24 protein-coding genes and 1 riboswitch are annotated in these 21,717 nt (G+C 67.2%); of the genes, 18 read left to right on the plus strand and 6 right to left on the minus strand.

Features of this window, described 5'->3' with window-relative positions; all coding sequences use genetic code 11:
- Nucleotides 1-52: 52 nt before the first annotated feature.
- Genes ACWV14_RS13575 through pgeF form a run of 3 tightly spaced genes read left to right on the plus strand, consistent with a single transcriptional unit; the run spans nt 53 to nt 2,393 of the window.
- Nucleotides 53-967: a tetratricopeptide repeat protein gene (locus ACWV14_RS13575; protein WP_454909090.1), complete on the plus strand. Its 915-nt coding sequence runs from the start codon at nt 53-55 to the stop codon at nt 965-967.
- Between the two features lie 23 nt (nt 968-990).
- Nucleotides 991-1,629, plus strand: a complete 639-nt coding sequence (maiA, locus tag ACWV14_RS13580; protein ID WP_454909091.1) for a maleylacetoacetate isomerase — start codon at nt 991-993, stop codon at nt 1,627-1,629.
- A gap of 5 nt (nt 1,630-1,634) precedes the next feature.
- The gene (gene pgeF, locus ACWV14_RS13585) at nt 1,635-2,393 is read left to right on the plus strand and encodes a peptidoglycan editing factor PgeF (RefSeq protein ID WP_454909092.1); all 759 of its coding nucleotides are present in this window, start codon (nt 1,635-1,637) and stop codon (nt 2,391-2,393) included.
- Here pgeF and ACWV14_RS13590 read toward each other — a convergent pair.
- Nucleotides 2,325-2,639, minus strand: coding sequence for a hypothetical protein (locus ACWV14_RS13590; protein ID WP_422086146.1), 315 nt, complete (start codon nt 2,637-2,639; stop codon nt 2,325-2,327). The genes pgeF and ACWV14_RS13590 overlap by 69 nt on opposite strands.
- Before the next feature lie 110 nt (nt 2,640-2,749).
- Here ACWV14_RS13590 and phaC point away from each other — a divergent pair, with 110 nt between their 5' ends.
- Both phaC and ACWV14_RS13600 read left to right on the plus strand, forming a co-directional pair.
- Nucleotides 2,750-4,507, plus strand: a complete 1,758-nt coding sequence (gene phaC / locus ACWV14_RS13595; protein ID WP_454909093.1) for a class I poly(R)-hydroxyalkanoic acid synthase — start codon at nt 2,750-2,752, stop codon at nt 4,505-4,507.
- Nucleotides 4,508-4,550: 43 nt separating this feature from the next.
- Entirely contained in the window at nt 4,551-5,729 is a 1,179-nt protein-coding gene (locus ACWV14_RS13600; RefSeq protein ID WP_454909094.1) for an acetyl-CoA C-acetyltransferase, read from the plus strand.
- A gap of 135 nt (nt 5,730-5,864) precedes the next feature.
- Here the strand turns inward: ACWV14_RS13600 and ACWV14_RS13605 are convergent, their stop codons facing one another.
- Entirely contained in the window at nt 5,865-6,497 is a 633-nt protein-coding gene (locus tag ACWV14_RS13605) for a glutathione S-transferase family protein (RefSeq protein WP_454909095.1), read from the minus strand.
- A 28-nt stretch (nt 6,498-6,525) separates the two neighbouring features.
- Between ACWV14_RS13605 and yghU the strand changes: the two genes are divergently transcribed.
- The 4 genes from yghU to ACWV14_RS13625 are packed head-to-tail and all read left to right on the plus strand — an operon-like array spanning nt 6,526 to nt 8,608.
- The gene (gene yghU / locus ACWV14_RS13610) at nt 6,526-7,404 is read left to right on the plus strand and encodes a glutathione-dependent disulfide-bond oxidoreductase (RefSeq protein ID WP_454909096.1); all 879 of its coding nucleotides are present in this window, start codon (nt 6,526-6,528) and stop codon (nt 7,402-7,404) included.
- Between the two features lie 28 nt (nt 7,405-7,432).
- Nucleotides 7,433-8,023, plus strand: a complete 591-nt coding sequence (locus ACWV14_RS13615) for an NADPH-dependent FMN reductase (protein WP_454909097.1) — start codon at nt 7,433-7,435, stop codon at nt 8,021-8,023.
- Nucleotides 8,024-8,066: 43 nt separating this feature from the next.
- Entirely contained in the window at nt 8,067-8,420 is a 354-nt protein-coding gene (locus tag ACWV14_RS13620; protein ID WP_454909098.1) for a 1-deoxy-D-xylulose-5-phosphate synthase, read from the plus strand.
- Entirely contained in the window at nt 8,417-8,608 is a 192-nt protein-coding gene (locus tag ACWV14_RS13625; protein ID WP_454909099.1) for a hypothetical protein, read from the plus strand. Before ACWV14_RS13620 ends, ACWV14_RS13625 begins: the two co-directional genes overlap by 4 nt.
- Nucleotides 8,609-9,036: 428 nt before the next feature.
- Here the strand turns inward: ACWV14_RS13625 and ACWV14_RS13630 are convergent, their stop codons facing one another.
- Nucleotides 9,037-9,981 (minus strand): LysR family transcriptional regulator, encoded by a 945-nt coding sequence (locus ACWV14_RS13630; protein ID WP_422086151.1) that lies wholly within the window; start codon nt 9,979-9,981, stop codon nt 9,037-9,039.
- A gap of 107 nt (nt 9,982-10,088) precedes the next feature.
- Here ACWV14_RS13630 and ACWV14_RS13635 point away from each other — a divergent pair, with 107 nt between their 5' ends.
- From ACWV14_RS13635 to ACWV14_RS13655, 5 genes are read left to right on the plus strand one after another with little or no spacing between them, the layout of a single operon-like run.
- The gene (locus ACWV14_RS13635) at nt 10,089-11,069 is read left to right on the plus strand and encodes a tripartite tricarboxylate transporter substrate binding protein (protein WP_454909100.1); all 981 of its coding nucleotides are present in this window, start codon (nt 10,089-10,091) and stop codon (nt 11,067-11,069) included.
- Between the two features lie 27 nt (nt 11,070-11,096).
- Entirely contained in the window at nt 11,097-11,993 is an 897-nt protein-coding gene (locus tag ACWV14_RS13640) for an FAS1-like dehydratase domain-containing protein (protein ID WP_454909101.1), read from the plus strand.
- Between the two features lie 16 nt (nt 11,994-12,009).
- A complete protein-coding gene (locus ACWV14_RS13645) occupies nt 12,010-13,191 on the plus strand; it encodes a CaiB/BaiF CoA transferase family protein (protein WP_422086154.1) in 1,182 nt (393 codons plus the stop codon).
- Nucleotides 13,188-14,057, plus strand: coding sequence for an HpcH/HpaI aldolase/citrate lyase family protein (locus ACWV14_RS13650; RefSeq protein WP_454909102.1), 870 nt, complete (start codon nt 13,188-13,190; stop codon nt 14,055-14,057). Before ACWV14_RS13645 ends, ACWV14_RS13650 begins: the two co-directional genes overlap by 4 nt.
- Nucleotides 14,058-14,093: 36 nt before the next feature.
- Nucleotides 14,094-15,104 (plus strand): tripartite tricarboxylate transporter substrate-binding protein, encoded by a 1,011-nt coding sequence (locus tag ACWV14_RS13655; protein WP_454909103.1) that lies wholly within the window; start codon nt 14,094-14,096, stop codon nt 15,102-15,104.
- Between the two features lie 9 nt (nt 15,105-15,113).
- Here ACWV14_RS13655 and ACWV14_RS13660 read toward each other — a convergent pair whose 3' ends face one another.
- Both ACWV14_RS13660 and ACWV14_RS13665 read right to left on the minus strand, forming a co-directional pair.
- Nucleotides 15,114-15,653 (minus strand): CinA family protein, encoded by a 540-nt coding sequence (locus ACWV14_RS13660; protein WP_454909104.1) that lies wholly within the window; start codon nt 15,651-15,653, stop codon nt 15,114-15,116.
- A complete protein-coding gene (locus tag ACWV14_RS13665) occupies nt 15,650-16,297 on the minus strand; it encodes a DJ-1/PfpI family protein (protein ID WP_454909105.1) in 648 nt (215 codons plus the stop codon). Before ACWV14_RS13665 ends, ACWV14_RS13660 begins: the two co-directional genes overlap by 4 nt.
- 214 nt (nt 16,298-16,511) lie before the next feature.
- Between ACWV14_RS13665 and phbB the strand changes: the two genes are divergently transcribed.
- The 3 genes from phbB (at nt 16,512) to ybaL (ending at nt 20,560) form a co-directional block, all read left to right on the plus strand.
- Nucleotides 16,512-17,249, plus strand: coding sequence for an acetoacetyl-CoA reductase (phbB, locus tag ACWV14_RS13670; protein WP_081269077.1), 738 nt, complete (start codon nt 16,512-16,514; stop codon nt 17,247-17,249).
- Nucleotides 17,250-17,373: 124 nt separating this feature from the next.
- A complete protein-coding gene (locus ACWV14_RS13675; RefSeq protein ID WP_454909106.1) occupies nt 17,374-18,717 on the plus strand; it encodes a dicarboxylate/amino acid:cation symporter in 1,344 nt (447 codons plus the stop codon).
- Nucleotides 18,718-18,853: 136 nt separating this feature from the next.
- Nucleotides 18,854-20,560 (plus strand): YbaL family putative K(+) efflux transporter, encoded by a 1,707-nt coding sequence (ybaL, locus tag ACWV14_RS13680; protein WP_454909107.1) that lies wholly within the window; start codon nt 18,854-18,856, stop codon nt 20,558-20,560.
- A gap of 5 nt (nt 20,561-20,565) precedes the next feature.
- On the opposite strand, the gene ACWV14_RS13685 is transcribed toward ybaL, so the two are convergent.
- Nucleotides 20,566-20,970: a hypothetical protein gene (locus tag ACWV14_RS13685; protein ID WP_454909108.1), complete on the minus strand. Its 405-nt coding sequence runs from the start codon at nt 20,968-20,970 to the stop codon at nt 20,566-20,568.
- 128 nt (nt 20,971-21,098) lie between these two features.
- Between ACWV14_RS13685 and ACWV14_RS13690 the strand changes: the two genes are divergently transcribed.
- Entirely contained in the window at nt 21,099-21,326 is a 228-nt protein-coding gene (locus ACWV14_RS13690) for a hypothetical protein (protein ID WP_422086163.1), read from the plus strand.
- A gap of 39 nt (nt 21,327-21,365) precedes the next feature.
- Nucleotides 21,366-21,650, plus strand: a riboswitch (cobalamin riboswitch).
- Nucleotides 21,651-21,717 lie beyond the last annotated feature (67 nt).

Genomic DNA, 21,717 nt, shown 5'->3' on the forward strand with positions numbered 1-21,717 from the left:
GCCCACAATAGCGCGTCTCGCGCAACCCATTTCCCCGTTTCGAGTTTTCACCATGCCCATCCGACTCGGCAAAGCCGGCAAAGCCACCGCCTTCAACGAACTCGGCCGACGGCGCGACGATGAGGGCGACCAGGACGGAGCGCTCGAAGCCTACACACAGGCCAGCGCCGTCCACCCGTACTGGGCGGCGCCCTGGTACAACGCCGGGCTCATCCACAAGTACCGCGGCGACTGGGCCGCCTCGCTGCAGGCCAATGCCCGCGCGGTGCAGTGCGAGCCGGGCAACGAAGGCGCGCTCTGGAACCTGGGCATTGCCGCCACGGCGCTGGGCGACTGGGCCACGGCGCGGCGCGCGTGGCGCCAGTACGGCATCGGCATTCCGGACGGCGAAGGGCCGATCGATTTCTTCGTGGGCCTCACGCCCATCCGCGTGCATGGCGACGAGGCCAGCGAGGTGGTGTGGGCAGACCGCATCGACCCGGCACGCGCCATCCTGCGCAGCGTGCCGACGCCGGCCTGCGGGCACCGCTGGGGCGACCTCGTGCTGCACGACGGCGCGGCCAACGGCTACCGCATGCGCGGCGAGCGCGAGGTGCCGGTGTTCGACGCGCTGGAGCTGATTGCGCCCTCGGAGCACGGCACCTACGAACTGACGGTCGAGGGCGTTACGCAGGACGACATCGACGCGCTCATCCGGCGCTTCGAGGCGGCCGATGCCGGTGCCGAGAACTGGACCACCAGCATGCAGGTGCTCTGCCGCGCCTGCTCCGAAGGGCGTCCCTACGGCGAGGGGCATGACCACGAACCCGGCGAGCCGCCCGGCGCGCGCGGCCCGTGGCGCCTGGGCATCGCGGCCCGGGAGGAGGGCGCCGCGCTGCGTATCCTTGCCGAATGGCGCGAAACAGCGGCGCCGGGGTCCGTGCTGGGCGAGCTGCGCTGCCTGCTGCCGGGAGTGCTTCGCGCCTGAGGGCGCGCTATGCTCGGAAAATCATGAAGCTGCACAACTATTTCCGCTCCTCTTCCTCGTTCCGCGTGCGCATCGCCCTCAACCTGAAGGGCCTCGATTACGAGTACGTTCCCGTGCACATCGCGCGCGGCGAACACCGCACCGGCTCCTATCCCGCCATCTCCGCCGACATGCTGGTGCCCTTGCTCGAAGACGAGGGCGAGCGCTTCTCGCAGTCGATGGCCATCATGGAATACCTCGACGAAGTGCACCCAGAGCCGCCGCTGCTGCCCGGCGACCCGGCCGGCCGTGCCCATGTGCGGGCGCTGTCGCAGTCGATCGCCTGCGAGATCCATCCGCTCAACAACCTGCGCGTGCTCAAGTACCTCGTGAAGGACCTGAAGCTCGACGAGGAAGCCAAGAACAACTGGTACCGCCACTGGGTGCGCGACGGCATGCTGGCCTTCGAACGCCAGCTCGCGCAGCACCCCGCCAGCACCTACTGCTGGGGCAACACGCCCACCATGGCCGACTGCTGCCTGGTGCCGCAGATTTTCAACGGCCGCCGCTTCGACTGCGACTTCAGCGGCCTGCCGCGCACCATGGCCGCCTTCGAGGCCTGCATGGAGCTCGATGCCTTCCAGCGCGCGCAGCCTTCGCGGGCGCCCGACGCGGAAGCCTGAAGCCGATGGATGCGCGCTGGCTCGTGCCCGAGTGGCCCGCGCCGCCGAACGTGCGGGCGGTATGCACCACGCGCGACGGCGGGGTTTCGCAGGGGCGCTATCAGAGCCTGAACCTCGGCGACCATGTGGCCGACGATGCCGCGCATGTCGCGGAGAACCGCAGGCGCTTGCGCGAGGCCGTCGATGCGCGGCCGGTCTTCCTGCAGCAGGTGCACGGCACCGGGGTGGTCGTCCTCGACGACGAGCGGGACATGGTGCGCGACGGCACGGCGGCCGATGCCTGCACCGCCACCGCCACTGGGCTGGCCTGCACCATCATGGTGGCCGACTGCCTGCCCGTGCTCTTCACCGACGAAGCTGGCCACCGCGTGGCGGCAGCCCATGCCGGTTGGCGCGGACTGACAGGCGGCGTGCTCGAGCAAACCGCACGGTCGTTCGCATCGGACTCGTCCGGCAGGGTCATCGCGTGGCTGGGGCCTTGCATCGGCCCGAAGGCTTTCGAGGTCGGCCCCGAGGTCAAGGCCGCGTTCGAGGCGCACGCGCCGGAGGCCGCCGCGTGCTTTCGCCCCTCGGCATCCGCCGGCAAGTGGCTGGCCGACCTGCCCGCGCTCGCGCGCCAGCGGCTGAAGGCAGCCGGGGTCGCGGCGGTGCATGGCAACGACGGCACCGACGGCTGGTGCACCGTCGCCAATAGCTCACGGTTCTTTTCGCACCGGCGCGACGGCGTCAGCGGGCGCTTCGCCGCGCTGGTCTGGAAGGTCTGAGGGCGTTGCTTCTTCGGCCTTGGCTGCGCGGCGTGCGGCTTCCTGCGCCTCGGCCTCGCGCTGCTTGATAGCCCGGCGCCGCGCCGGGGTACTCATCAGGTAAACCACCAGTGCCAGCGGCGCCAATCCGTACAAAAGAAATGTGAAGATGGCGCCCAGCACCGTGCCCGTGGTGTTGGTGGCTTCGGCCACCGCCATCATGAGTGCGACGTAGAGCCAGCCGATCACGATCAAATGGATAAACACGGAATTTCAGTCGGTAAGGGAAAGAGCGGCGTTGTGGGTGCCTTGTGAATGCAGGATACTCAAATCACGCAAGCCATCCGTTTCGTTTCAGGCGAGGACCAGGAGACATGATGAAGCAACAAGCCGCGGGGGCCGATGCGTTCGCGCCCTTCCAGCAAGCAATGACCGAGGGATGGACCAAGGCGCTGGAAGCATTCCAGCAGTCCGCCACGCAAGGGGCCACGGCCTTCAATGTCGGCGGCACGCCGCTGTGGCAGATGCCGCAGATGCCTCAGGCAAGGCTGCCCGAGCTGCCGAAGCTTTCCATCGACCCCGAAAAGCTCCAGTCCATCCAGCAACAGTACGTTGCAGAAGCAACCGATCTCTGGCGCCGAGGCTTCGACGCCAAGCCCGAGGGCGACAAGCGCTTCGCCAGCGAAGCCTGGGGCAGCAACCCGCTGTCGGCCTTCTCGGCGGCCGTGTACCTGCTCAACGGCCGCACCATGCTCAGCATGGCCGAGGCCATCGACGCCGACGAGAAGACCAAGGCGCGCATGCGCTTCGCGGTCGAGCAATGGATGGCCGCCTCGTCGCCCAGCAATTCGCTCGCCTTCAATGCAGAAGCCCAGAAGAAGGCCATCGACACGCAGGGCGAAAGCATCGCCAAGGGCATCCAGAACCTGCTGCACGACATGAAGCAGGGCCACGTCAGCATGACCGACGAGAGCGCCTTCGAGGTGGGCCGCAACGTGGCCACCACCGAGGGCGCGGTGGTCTTCGAGAACGAATATTTCCAGCTGCTCGAGTACAAGCCCCTCACCGCCAAGGTGTACGAGCGGCCGTTCCTGCTGGTGCCGCCGTGCATCAACAAGTTCTACATCCTCGACCTGCAGCCAGAGAACTCGCTCATTCGCTATGCGAACGAGCAGGGCCACCGCGTGTTCGTGGTGAGCTGGCGCAACCCCGACGAGTCGATGGACAAGGCGACCTGGGACGACTACATCGAAAACGCCGCCATCAAGGCCATCCACACGGTGCAGGAGATCAGCGGCAGCAAGCAGATCAACACGCTGGGCTTCTGCGTGGGCGGCACCATCCTGAGCACCGCGCTGGCGGTGCTCGCGGCGCGCGGCGAGAAGCCGGCCGCGTCGGTCACGCTGCTGACCACCTTCCTCGATTTCAGCGACACCGGCATCCTCGACATCTTCGTGGACGAGCAGATGGTGCAGTACCGCGAAATGCAGCTCGGCAAGGGCGGACTGCTGCCGGGCGGCGACCTGGCCTCCACCTTCAGCTTCCTGCGGCCGAACGACCTCGTGTGGAACTACGTGGTCGGCAACTACCTGAAGGGCGAGACCCCGCCGCCGTTCGACCTGCTGTACTGGAACAGCGACGCCACCAACCTGCCGGGGCCGTTCTATGCCTGGTACCTGCGCAACACGTACCACGAGAACAAGCTGGCCAAGCCCAATGCGCTCACCGTGTGCGGCGAGAAGATCGACCTGGGCAGCATCGACATTCCGGCCTACATCTACGGCTCGCGCGAAGACCACATCGTGCCCATCGGCGGCGCATATGCCTCCACGCAGCTGCTGCCGGGCAAGAAGCGCTTCGTGATGGGCGCGTCGGGCCACATCGCCGGCGTGATCAACCCGCCCGCCAAGAAAAAGCGCAGCCACTGGATCCGCGAGGACGGCAAGTTCCCCAAGACCCAGCCCGAATGGCTCGCCGGCGCGCAGGAACACCCCGGCAGCTGGTGGACCGACTGGGCACAATGGCTCAAGGGACACGCGGGCAAACAGATTCCCGCCCCCAAGGCTTATGGCAACGGCAAGGCCTACAAGGCCATCGAGCCGGCGCCGGGCCGCTACGTCAAGGCACGCGCCTGACACCGCACACCTCGGATTTCAAATCACTTCAACGGAGAACCTCATGGAAGACATCGTCATCGTTTCGGCTGCGCGCACGGCTGTCGGCAAGTTCGGCGGCTCGCTCGCCGGCATTCCGGCCACCGAGCTGGGCGCCATCGTCATCAAGGAAGTGATCGCGCGTGCCAACCTCACGGCCGAGCAGGTCGGCGAGGCCATCATGGGCCAGGTGCTCGCGGCAGGCGCCGGCCAGAACCCCGCGCGCCAGGCATGGCTCAAGAGCGGAGGCGCCAAGGAAACGCCGGCGCTCACCATCAACGCCGTGTGCGGCTCGGGCCTGAAGGCCGTGATGCTGGCGGCCCAGGCCGTTGCCACGGGCGACAGCGAGATCGTGATTGCCGGCGGCCAGGAAAACATGAGCGCCGCGCCGCATGTGCTGCCCAACTCGCGCAACGGCCAGCGCATGGGCGACTGGAAGCTGGTCGACACCATGATCGTCGACGGCCTGTGGGACGTCTACAACCAGTACCACATGGGCATCACCGCCGAGAACGTGGCCAAGAAGTTCGGCATCGACCGCGCCGCGCAAGACGAGCTGGCGCTGGGCAGCCAGACCAAGGCCGCCGCCGCGCAGGACGCCGGCAAGTTCAAGGACGAGATCGTCGGCGTGAGCATTCCGCAGAAGAAGGGCGACCCCGTCATCTTCAACCAGGACGAGTTCATCAACCGCAAGACCAGCGCCGAAGGCCTGGCCGGCCTGCGCCCCGCCTTCGACAAGGCCGGCGGCGTGACCGCGGGCAATGCCTCGGGCCTGAACGATGGCGCCGCTGCCGTGATGGTCATGACGGCCAAGAAGGCCGCCGCGCTCGGCCTGAAGCCGCTGGGCCGCATCGCCAGCTACGCCACCGCCGGCCTCGACCCCGCCATCATGGGCATGGGCCCGGTGCCTGCGTCGACCAAGGCGCTGCAGCGCGCCGGCTGGAAGGCCGCCGACCTCGACCTGCTCGAGATCAACGAAGCCTTCGCCGCGCAGGCCTGTGCCGTCAACAAGGAAATGGGCTGGGACGTGAACAAGGTGAACGTCAACGGCGGCGCCATCGCCATCGGCCACCCCATCGGCGCGTCGGGCTGCCGCATCCTGGTGACGCTGCTGCACGAAATGCAGCGCCAGAACGCCAAGAAGGGCATTGCGTCGCTGTGCATCGGCGGCGGCATGGGCGTGGCGCTGACCATCGAGCGCTGAGAAGGCGCGAATAGACCTGCTGCGCACCCCGATCTCGCACCTGCGGTCCTCACCGTACTGCAGTACGGCTCCGGTCCTCGATGCGACCTCGGCGCGCTCGCAACGGTTTCTTCACACCTTCTGAGCCGCCGTCGCTCAGCGCGACATCGACGGCCGCTGCGCCATCGCAGCACGCCAGCGCAGCAGCTCGGGGTGCTGCTCCCCCGGCTTGACCCGCACCACGCGGGCGAAGTCCACCGCCACCACGGCGGTGATGTCGGCAATGCTGAACCGGTCGGTGGCGATGAACTCGCGGCCGGCCAGTCGATCGTTCAGGGTCTCGAAGAAATGCTGCACGCGCGCCAGCCCGCGCTGCGCCAGTTCGGGAATCTGGGCGTAGTTCACCGGGCCGGGCAGGGCGCGGTCGGCCATGGCCGGCGAGCCGTTGCGCAAGGTTTCGGCAATGGCCAGCAGGCCTTCGAATTCCACGCGCCAGTTCCAGCTGGCGATCTCGGCTTTTTCGCCTGGCGTGCGGCCCATCAGCGGCGGCTCGGGGTAGCGCGCTTCCAGCCAGGCAGCGATGGCGGCGTTGTCGGTCAAGAGGCCGTCTTCCTCGGTGCGCAGCGCGGGCACCGTGCATTGCGGATTGATCTCGCGGTAGGCCGCGCCAAGCTGTTCGCCGCGCACGAGGTCGACCTGCACCGTTTCATGGGCAATGCCCTTCTCGGCAAGCAGGATGCGCGCGCGCCGCGGGCTCGGCGCCGTGGCGCAGTCGTAGAGAATGATCATCGTCTGTCCAACTCCTGGAATTCATCGCATGAATGGCACGACCGCCTATACGCCGCCCACCGTCTGGTCCTGGAACAAGGAAAGCGGTGGCCGCTTCGCGAACATCAATCGCCCGATCGCGGGTGCCACCCATGACAAGGACCTGCCGGCAGGGAAGCATCCGCTGCAACTCTATTCGCTCGCGACGCCCAACGGCGTGAAAGTCACGGTGATGCTGGAAGAACTGCTGGCGCTGGGCCATGCCGGTGCCGAATACGACGCCTGGCTGATCCGCATCAACGATGGCGACCAGTTCGGCAGCGGCTTCGTGGCTGTGAATCCGAATTCCAAGATCCCCGCGCTGATGGACCGCAGCGGCGCGGCGCCCATCCGGGTGTTCGAGTCGGGCGCGATCCTGCAGTACCTGGCCGAGAAATTCGGCGGCGCCTTCCTGCCGACGGAGCGCGCGGCCCGCGCCGAATGCCTGTCGTGGCTGTTCTGGCAGATGGGCAGCGCGCCGTACCTGGGCGGCGGCTTCGGGCATTTCTATGCCTACGCGCCGACGAAGATCGAATACGCCATCGACCGCTTCGCGATGGAAGTCAAACGCCAGCTCGACGTGCTCGACCGCCGGCTGGCCGAGAGCCGCTACCTGGCCGGCAGCGAATACACCATTGCCGACATGGCCGTCTGGCCCTGGTACGGCACGCTGGCCAAGGGGCAACTGTACGAAGCGGGCGAGTTTCTTCAGGTGGGCGAGTACAAGAACGTGCTGCGCTGGACCGACGAGATCGCGCAGCGCCCCGCGGTGCAGCGCGGCCGCATGGTCAACCGCACCTGGGGCCAGCCGTCGAGCCAGTTGCACGAGCGGCACGACGCCGGAGACTTCGACACCCGCACGCAGGACAAGCTGCAACCGCCGGCCTGAGCCAACCCGCAACAAGCAAGGAGCTTCGATGAGCGACAGGATCCTGGTCTTCTACGGCTCGTACCGCTCCGACCGCATGGGCGTGCGCCTGGCCGACTACATCGTCGCGGGGCTCAACGGGCGAGGCGCCCAGGCGGAACTGATCGATGCCAAGGCCGTGGACCTGCCCATGCTCGACCGCATGTACAAGGAGTACCCCAAGGGCACCGCGCCGGCGGCGATGGAAGCGCTGGCCGAAAAGATCCGCACGGCCGACGCCTTCGTCTTCGTGACCGGCGAATACAACTGGGGCCCGCAGCCCGGCCTCAAGAACCTGACGGACCACTTCCTGGAGGAGTGGTTCTGGCGGCCCGCCGCGGTTGCGAGCTACTCGGCGGGGCGCTTCTCTGGCGTGCGTTCAGGCACGGTGTGGCATTCGATCCTGTCGGAGATGGGCATGGTCGTGGTGTCGAGCACGCTCGCGGTCGGGCCGATCGCGCAGACGCTGGACGCGCAGGGCAAGCCGACGGGGAGCGCGGGCGAATCGCTCGACCGCTCGTTCGGCCGGTTCGCTGACGACCTGGCCTGGTGGACCGAGGCGGCGCGGGCGCAGCGGGGGCGCAAGGCGCCGCCGTACTGAGCAACCAGCTTCATAGACGCGCGATGCGCGAGAAGAGGCGGAGATGAAGAGCCGGATCATGTACATCGAGTCGAAGTCGGGTGGCCTTACGGGGCCGGCTCGGATTGGTCGCGTCACGTTCTCGAAGACCGGTGCCACGCTGTACTACGGGCAGAAGGCGTTCCGCAGCCAGAAAGGGAGCGGTTTCAAGTCGAACTACTTCGATGTCGAGACCGGAGAGCCATACTGGATCTCAGGTCCGCGCAAAGACGGTAGCGACGCACTCTATGCCACACACGCGCGGCCTGCTATCGATAACGACGTGTGGGACGAGTACTGGTCGAAGATCCGAAGGCTTGTGGTGCCGCGGCTGCCGGACCTGCCGGCGCAAGCCGATGCCAGCGAAGCGCGGATATGAAGATCGTCGTCTACAACTCGTCGGACCAGTATGCGTTGTCACGGGGCGAGATCGAGCTCATTAAAAGAATGCTGCCAACAGCCATGTGGGCTGGCATTCGCGAAGCGCGTGGCGCACGAAGAAGCTGTGGCCGCATGGGTGCCCGGGTGCTGAATGCCCTGGCAAGCAGGCCTCGCAAGCCTGCTTAGCGTTGCGCAAGTTCTCCTCCCGAAGCATCTTGTTCACCGCCCAAAATTTAAGCAAGTTGTTGAATCCCTTTATAAAACAACGACTTAAATTGCTTTTACAAGGCTCCACCTAAGTTGCCCCCAAAGTTGTGCACAGAAAATGGGGAGTAACCCAGACGGGTGCGATTCCGCGCGCAAGTTGGCGGCACGCTGCGAAAAAATCTCGCCCCGCATCGTGCGTTCAAGTCGAACTCCGGCCATCCTCTGCTAGGAATCCAGGCTGAAAAATGCCTTTCAACCGGGGTTCGCGCGCCGAGGTTGTACACCGCTCAAAATTTGAGCAAAGTGTGGAATACCTATATAAAACAATGAGTTGCATCGCTTTTACAATGCTCCTCATGAGTTACCCCCAAAGTTGTGCACAGAAAATGGGGAATACGCGGATTGGCTCAGGTTTCGCGCCCAACTTGCGGTGAATCGGGCTGCTCCAGCGCCCGCGCTTCGTCGGCGTAGTGCCGGCACAAGGTTTCCACCAGCGCCTGTGCATAGATCGGCAGCGCAGCCCGGTCGCGCACCAGCAGATAGCGCTCCCGCACGCACCACGCATCGCTGAGGTCGATCAGCGCGAGCTGCATGCTGTCCTGGTTGCGCCGCGCGGCGGATTCGGGAACCACGCCAATGCCCACGCCGCTGCCGATCATCCGGCACATGGCGTCGAAGCTGCCTAGCTGGATGCGCAGCTTCTGGCGCTTGCCCAGGTTGTCGGTGATCTGCGCCAGGAAGGTCTGCAGCGTGCTGCCCTGTTGCATGCCGATGGCGTCTTCGTCGAGCGTCTCGGCAAAGGCGATGCTGCGGCGCCTGGCAAAGCGGTGCTTGCGCGATGTGACCAGCACCAGCCGGTCGGTGCTGAAGTGGATGGCCTCCAGCCCCAGCGTGTCGACGCGGCCCGCGACGATGCCGATGTCGGCGCGGCCGTCGAGCACACCGCGCGGAATCTGAGCATTCGGTTTTTCCTGAAGGTCGACGTTGATGCGCGGGTTGTTCGCAAGAAAGCCCGGCAGGATCTCGGGCAGGAAGTCGGTCACGGCCGTGGTGTTGGCGAACACGCGCAGGTGGCCGCGCAGGCCGCCGCCGTATTCGAGCAGGTCGGCGCGCAGCTGTTCGGTCTGATGCAGCACGAGGCGCGCGTGGTGCAGGAAGGCTTCTCCCGGCGGCAGCAGCCGCACGCCGCGGGCCTCGCGCTGCAGCAGTTGCAGGCCGGCCTGCGTTTCCAGCGCCTTGATGCGCGCGCTGGCGGCGGCCAGCGACAGGTGCTGGCGCTCGGCGGCCCGCGTGAGGTTGCCGAGTTCGGCCGTGGCCACGAAGAGCCGCAGGTCGGTGAGGTCGAAGAGCATCGCACGATCTTAGTCAAGCCTTCGGAATTGCAGAAGGCTGGGTTCCGAATTCGCAGATTGCGCGAGCGGGTGGTGCCGACGACCATGCGGCCATGGAGACAAGAAACATGAGCTTTCGCGCATTCGCGCTGCTGGCGTTCGCCGCCGTGGCCACCCTGGTGCAACCGGCTGCGGCCGGCGCCGAACCATATCCCTCACGCCCCGTCACGCTGGTCGTGCCGCAGGCGGCCGGCGGCACCAACGACATCGTCGGGCGCCTCGTGGGCCAGAAGCTCGGCGAAGTGATGAACAACGCCAGCGTGGTGGTCGACAACCGGCCCGGCGCGGGCGGCAACATCGGCACGCAGCTGGTGGCCAAGGGGCCGAAGGACGGCTACACCCTGCTCATGACCATCAGCAGCAGCCAGGCCATCAACCCGGCGCTGTACAAGAACCCCGGCTTCGACCCGGTGAAAGATTTCAGGCCCGTCGGCCTGATCGGCGCGGTGCCCAACGTGCTGCTGGTCAACCCGTCGTTCCCGGCAAAGAACTTCGCCGAGTTCCTGAAGCTCGCGCGGCAGAAGGGCGCCAACTACCAGTACGCCTCGGCCGGCAACGGCACGCTCAACCACCTGCTCGGCGAAATGCTCAACAGCATGGCCGGCATCTCGCTGCAGCACGTGCCGTACAAGGGCGTGGCGCCGGCGCTCAACGACGTGCTGGGCGGGCAACTGCCGATCGTGTTCGCGAGCCTGCCTTCGGCGCTCTCGCACATCAAGGCCGGCAAGCTGCGCGCGCTGGCCGTGAGCGGCGACAAGCGCTCGCCCGTGTTGCCCGACGTGCCCACCATTGCCGAGGCGGTACCGGGCTACAACGGCACGCTGTGGATCGGCCTGTTCGCGCCCGCCGGCGTTCCGGCCGACGTGCTGGCGACATTGCAGGAGGCCACGCGCAAGGCGCTGGCGTCGAAAGACCTGCGCGACAAGCTCGACCAGCAGGGCGTGGAGATCGCGCCCGACACCACCCCCGAACAGTTCGCGAAGCTGCTGCAGGACGACCTCGCCAAGTGGGCGCGCATCGTCAAGGCATCCGGCGCCGCGGTCGATTGAACCGAAGCATTGAAGCAACCCCAAACCATGAGCGAGCAAACCTCCCCGACACACCGCCTGATCGACGACGGCGCCCTGGCAAAGCTGCAGGCCTGGCAGGGCCGCAGCGAAACCCTGGCCGACGACATCACCGCCGCGCCCGTGCGCGCGCTTTCCGCCACCCTCGACCGCGATGACGCCACGCCCGTGCCCGGCACGCGCCTGCCCGAGCTGTGGCACTGGCTCTACTTCCTGCCGCACCACCGCCAGTCGGAAATCGGCGAAGACGGCCACGCCCGGCGCGGTGGCTTCCTGCCACCGGTGCCGTTGCCGCGCCGCATGTGGGCCGGTGGGCGGCTCAATTGGGAGGCGGGCAATCCGCTGCAGGTCGGCGACAAGGTGGAGCGCACCTCGACCATCGCCTCGGTCACGCACAAGGCGGGCCGCACCGGCGAGCTGGTGTTCGTGCTGGTACGCCACGAGGTGCGCAACGAGCGCGGGCTCGCGCTGACCGAGGAGCACGACATCGTCTACCGCGCCTCCGCGCAGCCCGGCGAATCGGGGCCGCCCCCAACGCCCGCGCCGAAAGACGCCGCCTTCAGCCGCGACATCGCACCCGACGACGTGCTGCTGTTCCGCTACTCGGCGCTGACCTTCAACGGCCACCGCATCCACTACGACCGCCGGTACGTGACGCAGGTCGAGGGCTATCCGGGCCTGATCGTGCACGGTCCGCTGATCGCGACGCTGCTGGTCGACCTGCTGCGCCGCAACGTGCCGGGCGCGCAGCTCGCGCGCTTCGAGTTCCGCGCGGTGCGCCCGACCTTCGACACGGCGCCGTTCCGCGTGCACGGCAAGCCGGGTGCTGACGGCAAGACATTCAGCCTCTGGGGCGAAGACGCCGACGGCTGGCTCACGATGCAGGCCACGGCCGTGCTGGCCTGAAGGGGAGGATGAACACATGACCAGACCACTGGACGGCATCACCGTCGTTTCTCTCGAACACGCCATCGCCGCGCCTTTCTGCACCCGGCAGCTGGCCGACCTCGGCGCGCGCGTCATCAAGGTGGAGCGGCCCGGCGCCGGCGACTTCGCGCGGGCCTACGACGAGCGCGTGGACGGCGAGGCCTCGCACTTCGTGTGGGTCAACCGCTCGAAGGAAAGCATCACGCTCGACCTCAAGCAGCCCGCCGCGCTCGAGGTGCTGCGGCAGCTGGTGGCCGATGCCGACGTGCTGGTGCAGAACCTCGCGCCCGGCGCGGCGGCCCGCATGGGGCTCGGCGCACAGGCGCTGCAGGCGGAGCATCCGAGGCTCATCGTGTGCGACATCTCGGGCTACGGCGACGACGGCCCGTACCGCGACAAGAAGGCCTACGACCTGCTGATCCAGAGCGAGGCGGGCTTCCTGTCGGTCACGGGCACGCCCGACGAGCCCTGCAAGTCGGGCAATTCCATCGCCGACATCGCGGCGGGCATGTACGCCTACACCGGCATCCTCGCGGCGCTGCTTCAGCGCGGCAAGACCGGCAAGGGCTCGCACATCGACGTGTCGATGCTCGAATCGCTGGCCGAGTGGATGGGCTACCCGATGTACTACGCCTATGAAGGCGCGCCGCCGCCGCCGCGCAGCGCCGCGTCGCACGCCACCATCTATCCCTACGGCCCGTTCCCCGCGGGCGACGGCGGCACGGTGATGCTCGGTCTGCAGAACGAGCGCGAATGGCGCGTGTTCTGCGAGAAGGTGCTGCTGCAGCCGGGGCTTGCGACGGATGCGCGCTTCGACAGCAACGCGCGGCGCAACGAACACCGCGAGACCCTGCGCGCGGTGATCGTCGAGACCTTCGGCGCGTTGAGCACGGCGCAGGTGCTCGAGCGGCTCGACACCGCGCAGATCGCCAATGCGCGCATGAACGACATGGCCGGCCTCTGGGCGCATCCGCAGCTGCAGGCGCGCGAGCGCTGGCGGCAGGTGGGCTCGCCGGCCGGTGACATTCCCGCATTGCTGCCCGCCGGGCGGCAGAGCGCGTTCGACTACCGCATGGACCCGATTCCGGCGGTCGGCCAGCACACCGACGCCATCCTGCGCGGCCTCGGGCGCAGCGAGGCGGACATCGCGGCGCTGCGCGAGGCGGGGGCGGTGTGAGCGGCAAGTCTCTGGCGCCCCTGGCGCTGGCACGCGCGTTTCTCTTCGTGCCGGCCGACCGGCCCGAGCGCCATGCCCGCGCGCTGGCGACCGGCGCGGGCGGCGTGATCGTCGATCTGGAAGACGCCGTGGCGCCCGAGCGCAAGGTAGCTGCGCGCGACGGGCTCGCGGCCTCGTTTGCCGCATTGCCGGCCGCCCAGCGTGGCCGCCTGCTGGTGCGCGTGAACGCCCAGGGCACGCCGTGGCACGGCGACGACTGCGTGCGGGTCGGCGAGCTGGCGAGGCAAGGCCTGATCGCGGGCGTCGTGCTGCCCAAGGCCGAAAGCGCCGGAGACCTGGCGCGGCTGGCCGAAGCCGTCGGGCCTCGGGGCTTGCTGGTGCCGCTGATCGAATCGGCCGCCGGCCTTGCCGCCGCCGACGGGCTGGCCGCCGCCCCGCAAGTGCTGCGCCTGGCGTTCGGCAATCTCGATTTCCAGGCCGACCTGGGCCTGGCCTGCGACGAGGACGAAGCAGAACTGGTTCCGGTGCGCCTGGCGCTGCTGCTGGCCACGCGCCGCGCCGGGCTGCCCGCACCCATCGACGGCGTGACGCCCGACTGGCGCGATGCGGGACGCCTCGCGGCCGACACCGCGCGTGCCCGCCGCGGCGGCTTCGGCGCCAAGCTGTGCATCCACCCCGACCAGGTCGCCCCGGTGCATGCCGCACTCGGCCCGAGCGCCGACGAACTGGCCTGGGCCCGCCGCGTGATCGAGGCGATCCGGGCGTCGGGCGGCGGCGTCGTCAGCCTCGACGGCCGCATGGTCGATGCGCCCGTCGTGCGGCTCGCCGAGCGGCTGCTCGCGCTCGATGCCCCGCCACCGTCCTGAGACAGATACCTGCCCATAACCATAGGAGACAAAGAAGTGACAGCAACCAAGAAGACCTGGAAATTCAAGACCCTGATCGCAGCCGCCTCGGCGGGCGCCTGCCTGCTGGTGGCCCAATCGCCCGCCTCGGCGCAGGCCGCGTGGCCGGACAAGCCCGTCACCATGGTCGTGCCGTATTCCGCCGGCGGCCCGACCGACGTGGTGGCGCGCATGCTCGCCATTCCGATGGGCAAGTCGCTCGGCCAGACGGTGATCGTCGAGAACACGGTGGGCGCGGGCGGCACCATCGCGCCGGCGCGCGTGGCCCGGGCGGCGCCCAACGGCTACACCATCCTGATCCACCACATGGGCATGGCCACCGCGCCAGCGCTCTACAAGAAGCTCAACTACGACCCGCTGAAAGACTTCGAGTACGTCGGCCAGGTGCTGGACGTGCCGATGACGCTGCTCTCGCGCAAGGACTTCCCGGCCAACAACTACCAGGAACTGCTGGCCTACGTGAAGGCCAACAAGGACAAGGTCACGCTGGCCAACGCGGGCGTGGGGGCGGTGTCGCAGCTGTGCGGGCTGCTCTTCATGAACCAGATCGGGGTGCAGCTCACCACCGTGCCTTACAAGGGCGCGGGCCCGGCGCTGAACGACCTGATGGGCGGGCAGGTCGACCTGCTGTGCGACCAGACCACGCAGACCGCGCCGGTCATCAAGGACGGCAACCGGGTGAAGGTGTTCGGCGTGACCACGCCCAAGCGGCTGTCGAGCATGCCGAACATCCCGACGCTGGACGAGCAGGGCCTCAAGGGCTTCGACGTGCGGGTGTGGCACGGCATCTACGCTCCCAAGGGCACGCCACCCGCGGTGATCGAGAAGCTGAACGTCGCCTTGCGCGCCGCGCTGCAGGACGACATGGTCAAGCACCGCCTGGCCGAGCTCAGCTCGGAGATCGTGCCGCTGGACAAGCAGACGCCGGAAAGCCTGCGCACGCACCTCGCGGCGGAGGTCGACAAGTGGGGCAAGGTGATCCGCGCGGCGGGCGTGCAGGCGGATTGAGCCTTCGCTTCAGGCGGGCGGGTCTTCTTCAGGCTGCGCCCGCAGTGCTTCCTCGAACAGCGCGAGCAGCTGGCGCGCGAACAGGTCCATGTTGAGCGGCCGGTCGGTGCCGCCGTTCTCGATGGTGCGGCTGACCGTGGCCGCGCCGCCGACCACGGCGAGGCACACATGCCCCGGCGCGTCGCCGTAGGGGCTGCCCGCCGGTCCGGCGGCGCCGCTTTCGCTGATGCCCCAGCTCGTGTGGTGGCTGTCGCGCACCCGGCCGGCGACGAGGCGGGCGTAGGGCTCGGTCTCGCCGCGCATGCCGGCCATGTCTTCGGCGGTGAGGCCCAGCAGCGCCCGGCCCGCGCGCCGCGAATAGACCACCGCGCCTCCCCTGAAATACGCCGACGCACCCGGCACGGCGAGCAGCGCGGCCGACACCAGTCCGCCGGCCGAGGATTCGACGACCGAGACGGTCTGGCCCCGCGAACGCAGCAGTTCGCCCACGCGCGCGGCCAGCACCGCCAGCGTCTCCGGGGTATCGATGGAGGAGGGCGACGTGCTCATGGCTTGGAGAACGGGGTGCCGGGGCGCTTCACGTAGGCCGGCGCGCGCTCGTGGCTCGCGGTGCTGCCGTAGACCGTGTCGGCCGGGTAGTACTCCGCCTGCAACTGCACCTTGGCGGCGGCTTCCTCTCCCGCGGTGTGGGCGATGAAGGCCAGCATCAGGTCGGTGCCGGCCGAAACCCCGGCGGAAGTCCAGACGTTGCCGTCCCGCACGAAGCGTTGCTCGACCACCTTCACGTCGCCCAGCGCGCGCAGGCGGTCGAGCGAACCCCAGTGCGTGGTCGCGGTCTTGCCAGAGAGCAACCCGGCCGCGTGCAGCACGAAGGCGCCTGTGCACACCGACAGCAGCGCGCGGCAGCCGGGCGCCTGGTCGGCCAGGAAACGGGTCATCACCGGGTTGTCGACCTCGCGCCGGGTGCCCATGCCGCCGGGCACGAGCAGGTAGTCCAGCGGCGGGCAGTCGACAAAAGACACATGCGGGTTGACCGACAGGCCCTTGGCGCAGGCCACCGGCTCGCGCTTTTCGGCCACGATCAGGCAGTTGGCGGGACCGCCGGCCAGCTTGCTCCACATGGTGAGCATTTCCCAGGGGCCGACGAAATCGAGTTCCTCGACGTCGGGGAAGATGATGATCCCGAAATTCATACTTTCGAACTCCTTGATATTTCCGTGGCGTTGGTGGTCGTGCAAGAACCTGCAGGTGCGCGTGCGATGCGAGGATAGAGTCTGCGCTGAAGCCACGCTTCGTGACAGCTGGTTGCAAGCTTGGCTCAGTGTTTTCCTCAGAGTTCGGTGGTTCGAAACTCGCTAGAGTGAAGGTGGCCGTTCAGGCTTTTGCTATGTACATAAAGGAAATCTCATGAGCAAGAAAGTTGCATATGTCACCGGGGGCATGGGGGGCATCGGAACAGCCATCTGCCAGCGTCTGCACAAGGACGGGTTCACTGTGGTCGCAGGTTGCGGCCCCACGCGCGACTACGCCAAGTGGCTGGCCGAACAGAAAGCCGAAGGCTTCGAGTTCCACGCCTCGGTCGGCAACGTCGGCGACTGGCAATCCACCGTCGAAGCCTTCTCCGCCGCCAAGGCTGCGCACGGCCCCATCGACGTACTGGTCAACAACGCCGGCATCACGCGCGACCGCATGTTCCTCAAGATGACGCCCGAGGACTGGAGCGCGGTCATCGAAACCAACCTGAACAGCATGTTCAACGTCACCAAGCAGGTGGTGGGCGACATGGTCGAGAAGGGCTGGGGCCGCATCATCAACATCAGCTCGGTGAACGGCGCCAAGGGCCAGGCGGGCCAGACCAACTATTCGGCGGCCAAGGCCGGCATGCACGGCTTCACCATGGCGCTGGCGCAGGAACTGGCCAACAAGGGCGTGACGGTCAACACCGTGAGCCCGGGCTACATCGGCACCGACATGGTCAAGGCCATCCGCCAGGAAGTGCTCGACAAGATCGTGGCCACCATCCCGGTCAAGCGCCTGGGCGAGCCGAGCGAAATCGCCTCGATCATCTCGTGGCTCGCCACGGACGAAGGCGGCTACAGCACGGGGGCCGACTTCTCGGTCAACGGCGGCCTCCACATGCATTGAAAATGCTGACTGGCACCTGAAGAAAAAACCCGCCTCGGCGGGTTTTTTTGTTCACGGATGCGGCTTCCACGAATGGAAACCTGATCCGACGCAACCTACAGTTCCGAATCCTCCGGAGGCATCCATGGAAAACACAACAAGTAAATCCGCCAAGAAGCTCCCTCTGTACCGCTCCCTCTACGTGCAGGTGATCACCGCGGTGATCATCGGCGTGCTGCTCGGCCATTTCTACCCCTCGGTCGGGGAAGCGATGAAGCCGCTGGGCGACGGCTTCATCAAGCTCATCAAGATGATCATCGCGCCGATCATCTTCTGCACGGTGGTGGTGGGCATCGCCGGCATGGAAGACATGAAGAAGGTCGGCAAGACCGGCGGCCTGGCGCTGCTGTACTTCGAGGTCGTCTCCAGCATCGCGCTGCTGGTCGGCCTGGTGCTGGTCAACGTGCTGCAGCCCGGCGCGGGCATGAACGTCGACCCGGCCACGCTCGACACCAAGTCGATCGCCTCGTACACCGGCCCCGGCAAGATGACCGGCACCGTCGACTTCATCCTGAACATCATCCCCAACACGCTGGTCGATGCCTTCGCCAAGGGAGAGATCCTCCAGGTGCTGCTGATTGCCGTGCTGTTCGGTTTCGCGCTGCACCGCTTCGGCGGCCGCGGCACGCTGGTGTTCGACGTGATCGAGAAGGGCTCGCACGTGCTCTTCGGCATCGTCAACTACATCATGAAGCTGGCGCCCATCGGTGCCTTCGGCGCGATGGCCTTCACCATCGGCAAGTACGGCCTGGGCAGCCTGTTCTCGCTGGGCAAGCTGATGGGCACGTTCTACCTGACCTGCCTGCTGTTCATCTTCGTGGTGCTGGGGCTCATTGCGCGCTTCCACGGGTTCAGCATCTGGAAGTTCATCAAGTACATCAAGGAAGAGCTGCTGATCGTGCTGGGCACGTCATCCAGCGAATCGGTGCTGCCGCGCATGATGGAGAAGATGGAGAACCTGGGCGCCAACAAGACCTGCGTGGGCTTGGTCATTCCCACGGGCTACTCGTTCAACCTGGACGGCACTTCGATCTACCTGACGATGGCGGCGGTGTTCATCGCGCAGGCCACCAACACGCCGATGACGCTGGTGCAGGAGATCACGCTGCTGGCGGTGCTGCTGCTCACCTCGAAGGGCGCGGCCGGCGTCACGGGCAGCGGCTTCATCGTGCTGGCTGCCACGCTGTCTGCCGTGGGCCACGTGCCGGTGGCGGGGCTTGCGCTCATCCTGGGCATCGACCGCTTCATGTCGGAAGCCCGCGCGCTGACCAACCTGATCGGCAACGGCGTGGCCACCATCGTGGTCGCCAAGTGGACCAACGAACTGGACGAGAACCGGCTGCAAGCCGGGCTCAACAACGAGACCTGGATCGAGGCGCAGGAGCCCGAGGCGCTGGACGCGGCGCGCAGCAGCAAGATGGCCGGTTAGCCGGGGAACACCCCCAGGCTTCGCCCACCCCCTTGCAGGGGGCAACACCAGCGGCCCGGCAAAGCCGGTTCCGCGGTGTTCCGTGAAGAGTCCTGCCAGCCTTAAAGGTTGAGCATCGTTCCTGCAAAATGGAGCGATGCCCCATAGCGTCTCCCTCATCAACACCATTGCCGCCGGCCTGGGGCTTGCGCTTGTTTTCGGTTTCCTGGCGGCCAAGCTCAGGCTGCCGGCGCTGGTCGGCTACCTGCTGGCCGGCGTGATCATCGGCCCGTTCACACCGGGCTTCGTGGCGGATGCGGGCATTGCCGCCCAGCTCGCCGAGATCGGCGTGATGCTGCTGATGTTCGGTGTCGGCCTTCATTTCTCCCTGGACGACCTGCTGGCGGTGCGCAAGATCGCGCTGCCCGGCGCGCTCGCTCAGATCGCGGTGGCCACGCTGCTCGGTGGCGGCCTGGCCATGTGGTGGGGCTGGAGCCCCGGCGCGGCTTTGGTGTTCGGCCTGGCGCTGTCGGTGGCCAGCACTGTGGTGCTGCTGCGCGCGCTCGAGAGCCTGGGCATTCTCGATTCGTTCACCGGGCGCATCGCCATCGGCTGGCTGGTGGTCGAAGACCTGGCAATGGTGCTGGTGCTGGTGCTGATGCCGCCGCTGGCCGGCACGCTGGGCGGCCATGCCGCGCAAGAAGGGCCGGCCGACCCGCTGTGGCAGACCCTGGGCCTCACGCTGCTGCAGGTCGGCGGCTTCGTGGCGCTGATGCTGGTGGTGGGGCGGCGCGTGTTCCCGTGGATCCTCTGGCAGGTCACGCGCACCGGTTCGCGCGAGCTGTTCACGCTGTGCGTGGTGGCGGCCGCCGTGAGCATCGCCTTCGCGTCGGCGGCGCTGTTCGGCGTGTCGTTCGCGCTGGGCGCTTTCTTCGCGGGCATGGTCATGCGCGAGTCGCAGTTCGCGCATCGCGCCGCGGAAGAGTCGCTGCCGCTGCGCGACGCCTTCGCGGTGCTGTTCTTCGTGTCGGTCGGCATGCTGTTCGATCCCTCGGTGCTGATCGAGCGGCCGCTGCAGGTGCTGGCGGTGGTGCTGGTGATCGTGCTGGGCAAGTCGCTCGCGGCCTGCGCGCTGGTGCTGGTGTTCCGCTACCCGCTGGGCACGGCGCTCACGGTGAGCGCGAGCCTGGCGCAGATAGGGGAGTTCTCGTTCATCCTGGCGGGGCTGGGGGTGTCGCTCGGCTTGCTGCCGGTGGAGGGGCAGAGCCTGGTGCTGGCGGGGGCGCTAATTTCCATCGCCACCAATCCCCTGTGGTTCAGCCTGATAGCACCCATGCAGAAATGGCTGCATGCGCATTCGTCTTTCGCGCGGGGGCTCGAGTCGCGCGACGACCCGCTGGCCGAGCTGCCCATGACCACCGAGGCCAAGTACCTTTCGCGCCAGGTGGTGCTGGTGGGCTACGGCCGCGTCGGTCGCCGCATCGCGGCCGAACTCGACGCCAACGACATCCCCTACGTTGTCGCCGAGCAGAACCGCGAGCTGGTCGAGAAGCTGCGCGAAGCCGGCACGCCAGCCGTGTGGGGCGATGCGGCCGACCCGGCCGTTCTGATCCAGGCGCACGTGGCCCGCGCCCGTGTGCTGGTGGTGGCCACGCCCGACGCGATGAACGTGCGCCAGATGATCGAGACGGCGCGCACGCTCAACCCGACCATCCAGACCGTGATCCGCAGCCACAACGAGCAGGAAGCCGCGCTGCTCACGCGCGAGGCAGCCGTGACGGTCTTCCTGGGCGAACAGGAACTCGCGCAGGCCATGGCGCGCGATGTGGTGCAGCGGGCCGTGTCGATGGCGGCCCCGGCCTGACGAACTCAGAGATCTTCGATCACCAGGGTGCGGTAGCGCTGCGCGATGGAGTAGGGCACGGTGCGCACCAGCACCATGAGCTGTTCGGCCGCGTCACTGTCCTTGGTCTTCACCAGCAGCGCCGTGTGTCCCTCGCGCGCGAGCTTGGTGTACGCGCGCACAGTGGCGCCCTCGGTACCGGCGGAAGGCAGGGGGTCGTCCGCCGTCTCCACGGTGGGCGTGATCTCGGCGAGCACGGTTTGCGCGGGAAGCAGGTAGACCTCGTCGCCGCTGGTGCCTTGTTCGATCAGGCTGCGGCCTATGCGGCGGGCATCTTCCGCGTCTGGAAACATGACCATCGAGTAGCCGGTCGGATAGAAGGCTCCGCCGATGCTCGATCGCATGCCGGGTTCGAGAGTGAAGTTCTTCATGCTGTCTCCTGCTTGTGCATCTACAAACATAGGCTGCATGGGGAAGACCCCCTGTAGGAGAAGCCCGGAAGCTGTCAACCGGCCTTGGCCTCCACCCATTCACCAATAAGCACTGCTCAATCCATTTCATGCCCACACCGAGAAACATCGCGCTCACCGTCCATGAACTGGAAAAGGGTGAGTTCTACTGGGTGCTGATGGAAGCAGTGGCCGGGGAGCCCGGTGACGCCTCCCACTTCTACGAGCCGCTGGAAGCGGCGCTCGAGCCCTACGCCAGCTACTCGAATGCGCTCGTGGCCGGCGTGGCGGTGATGCGGCGCCTGTTCGGGCCGGACGGTAATACCGGCTCCTTATAATTTCGCGGTTTTGGTTTGTTAATTCTCACGAATCAAACCAATACACACGGTTCGAAGGTGCCCCGCCCGCCATTCCATGGCGCCGGGGTTAAACGGGAAGCAGGTGCGCCGAGTCATTGTCGACACGGTCATTCCTGCGCTGCCCCCGCAACGGTCAGCGGATCGGAAATCCTCAAGCCAGCGCCTCCTTGAAGAGGCCGGCAGCCACTGCGCTTCGGCGTGGGAAGGCGAGGGTTTCTGCCCGGTCGCGCACTGCATGAAACAAGGCAGTGCGCCACCGGGCGCTCCGCAAGCCCGGATACCGGCCTTGGAAACCGCCTTCGGACGCTGCGGGAGTGCGTGTCCGGGCCTGCCGCCTTCGCGCCCGCGCTTGGACCGTCATCGCCCCTTC

The sequence above is a fragment of the Variovorax durovernensis genome (assembly GCF_977011995.1).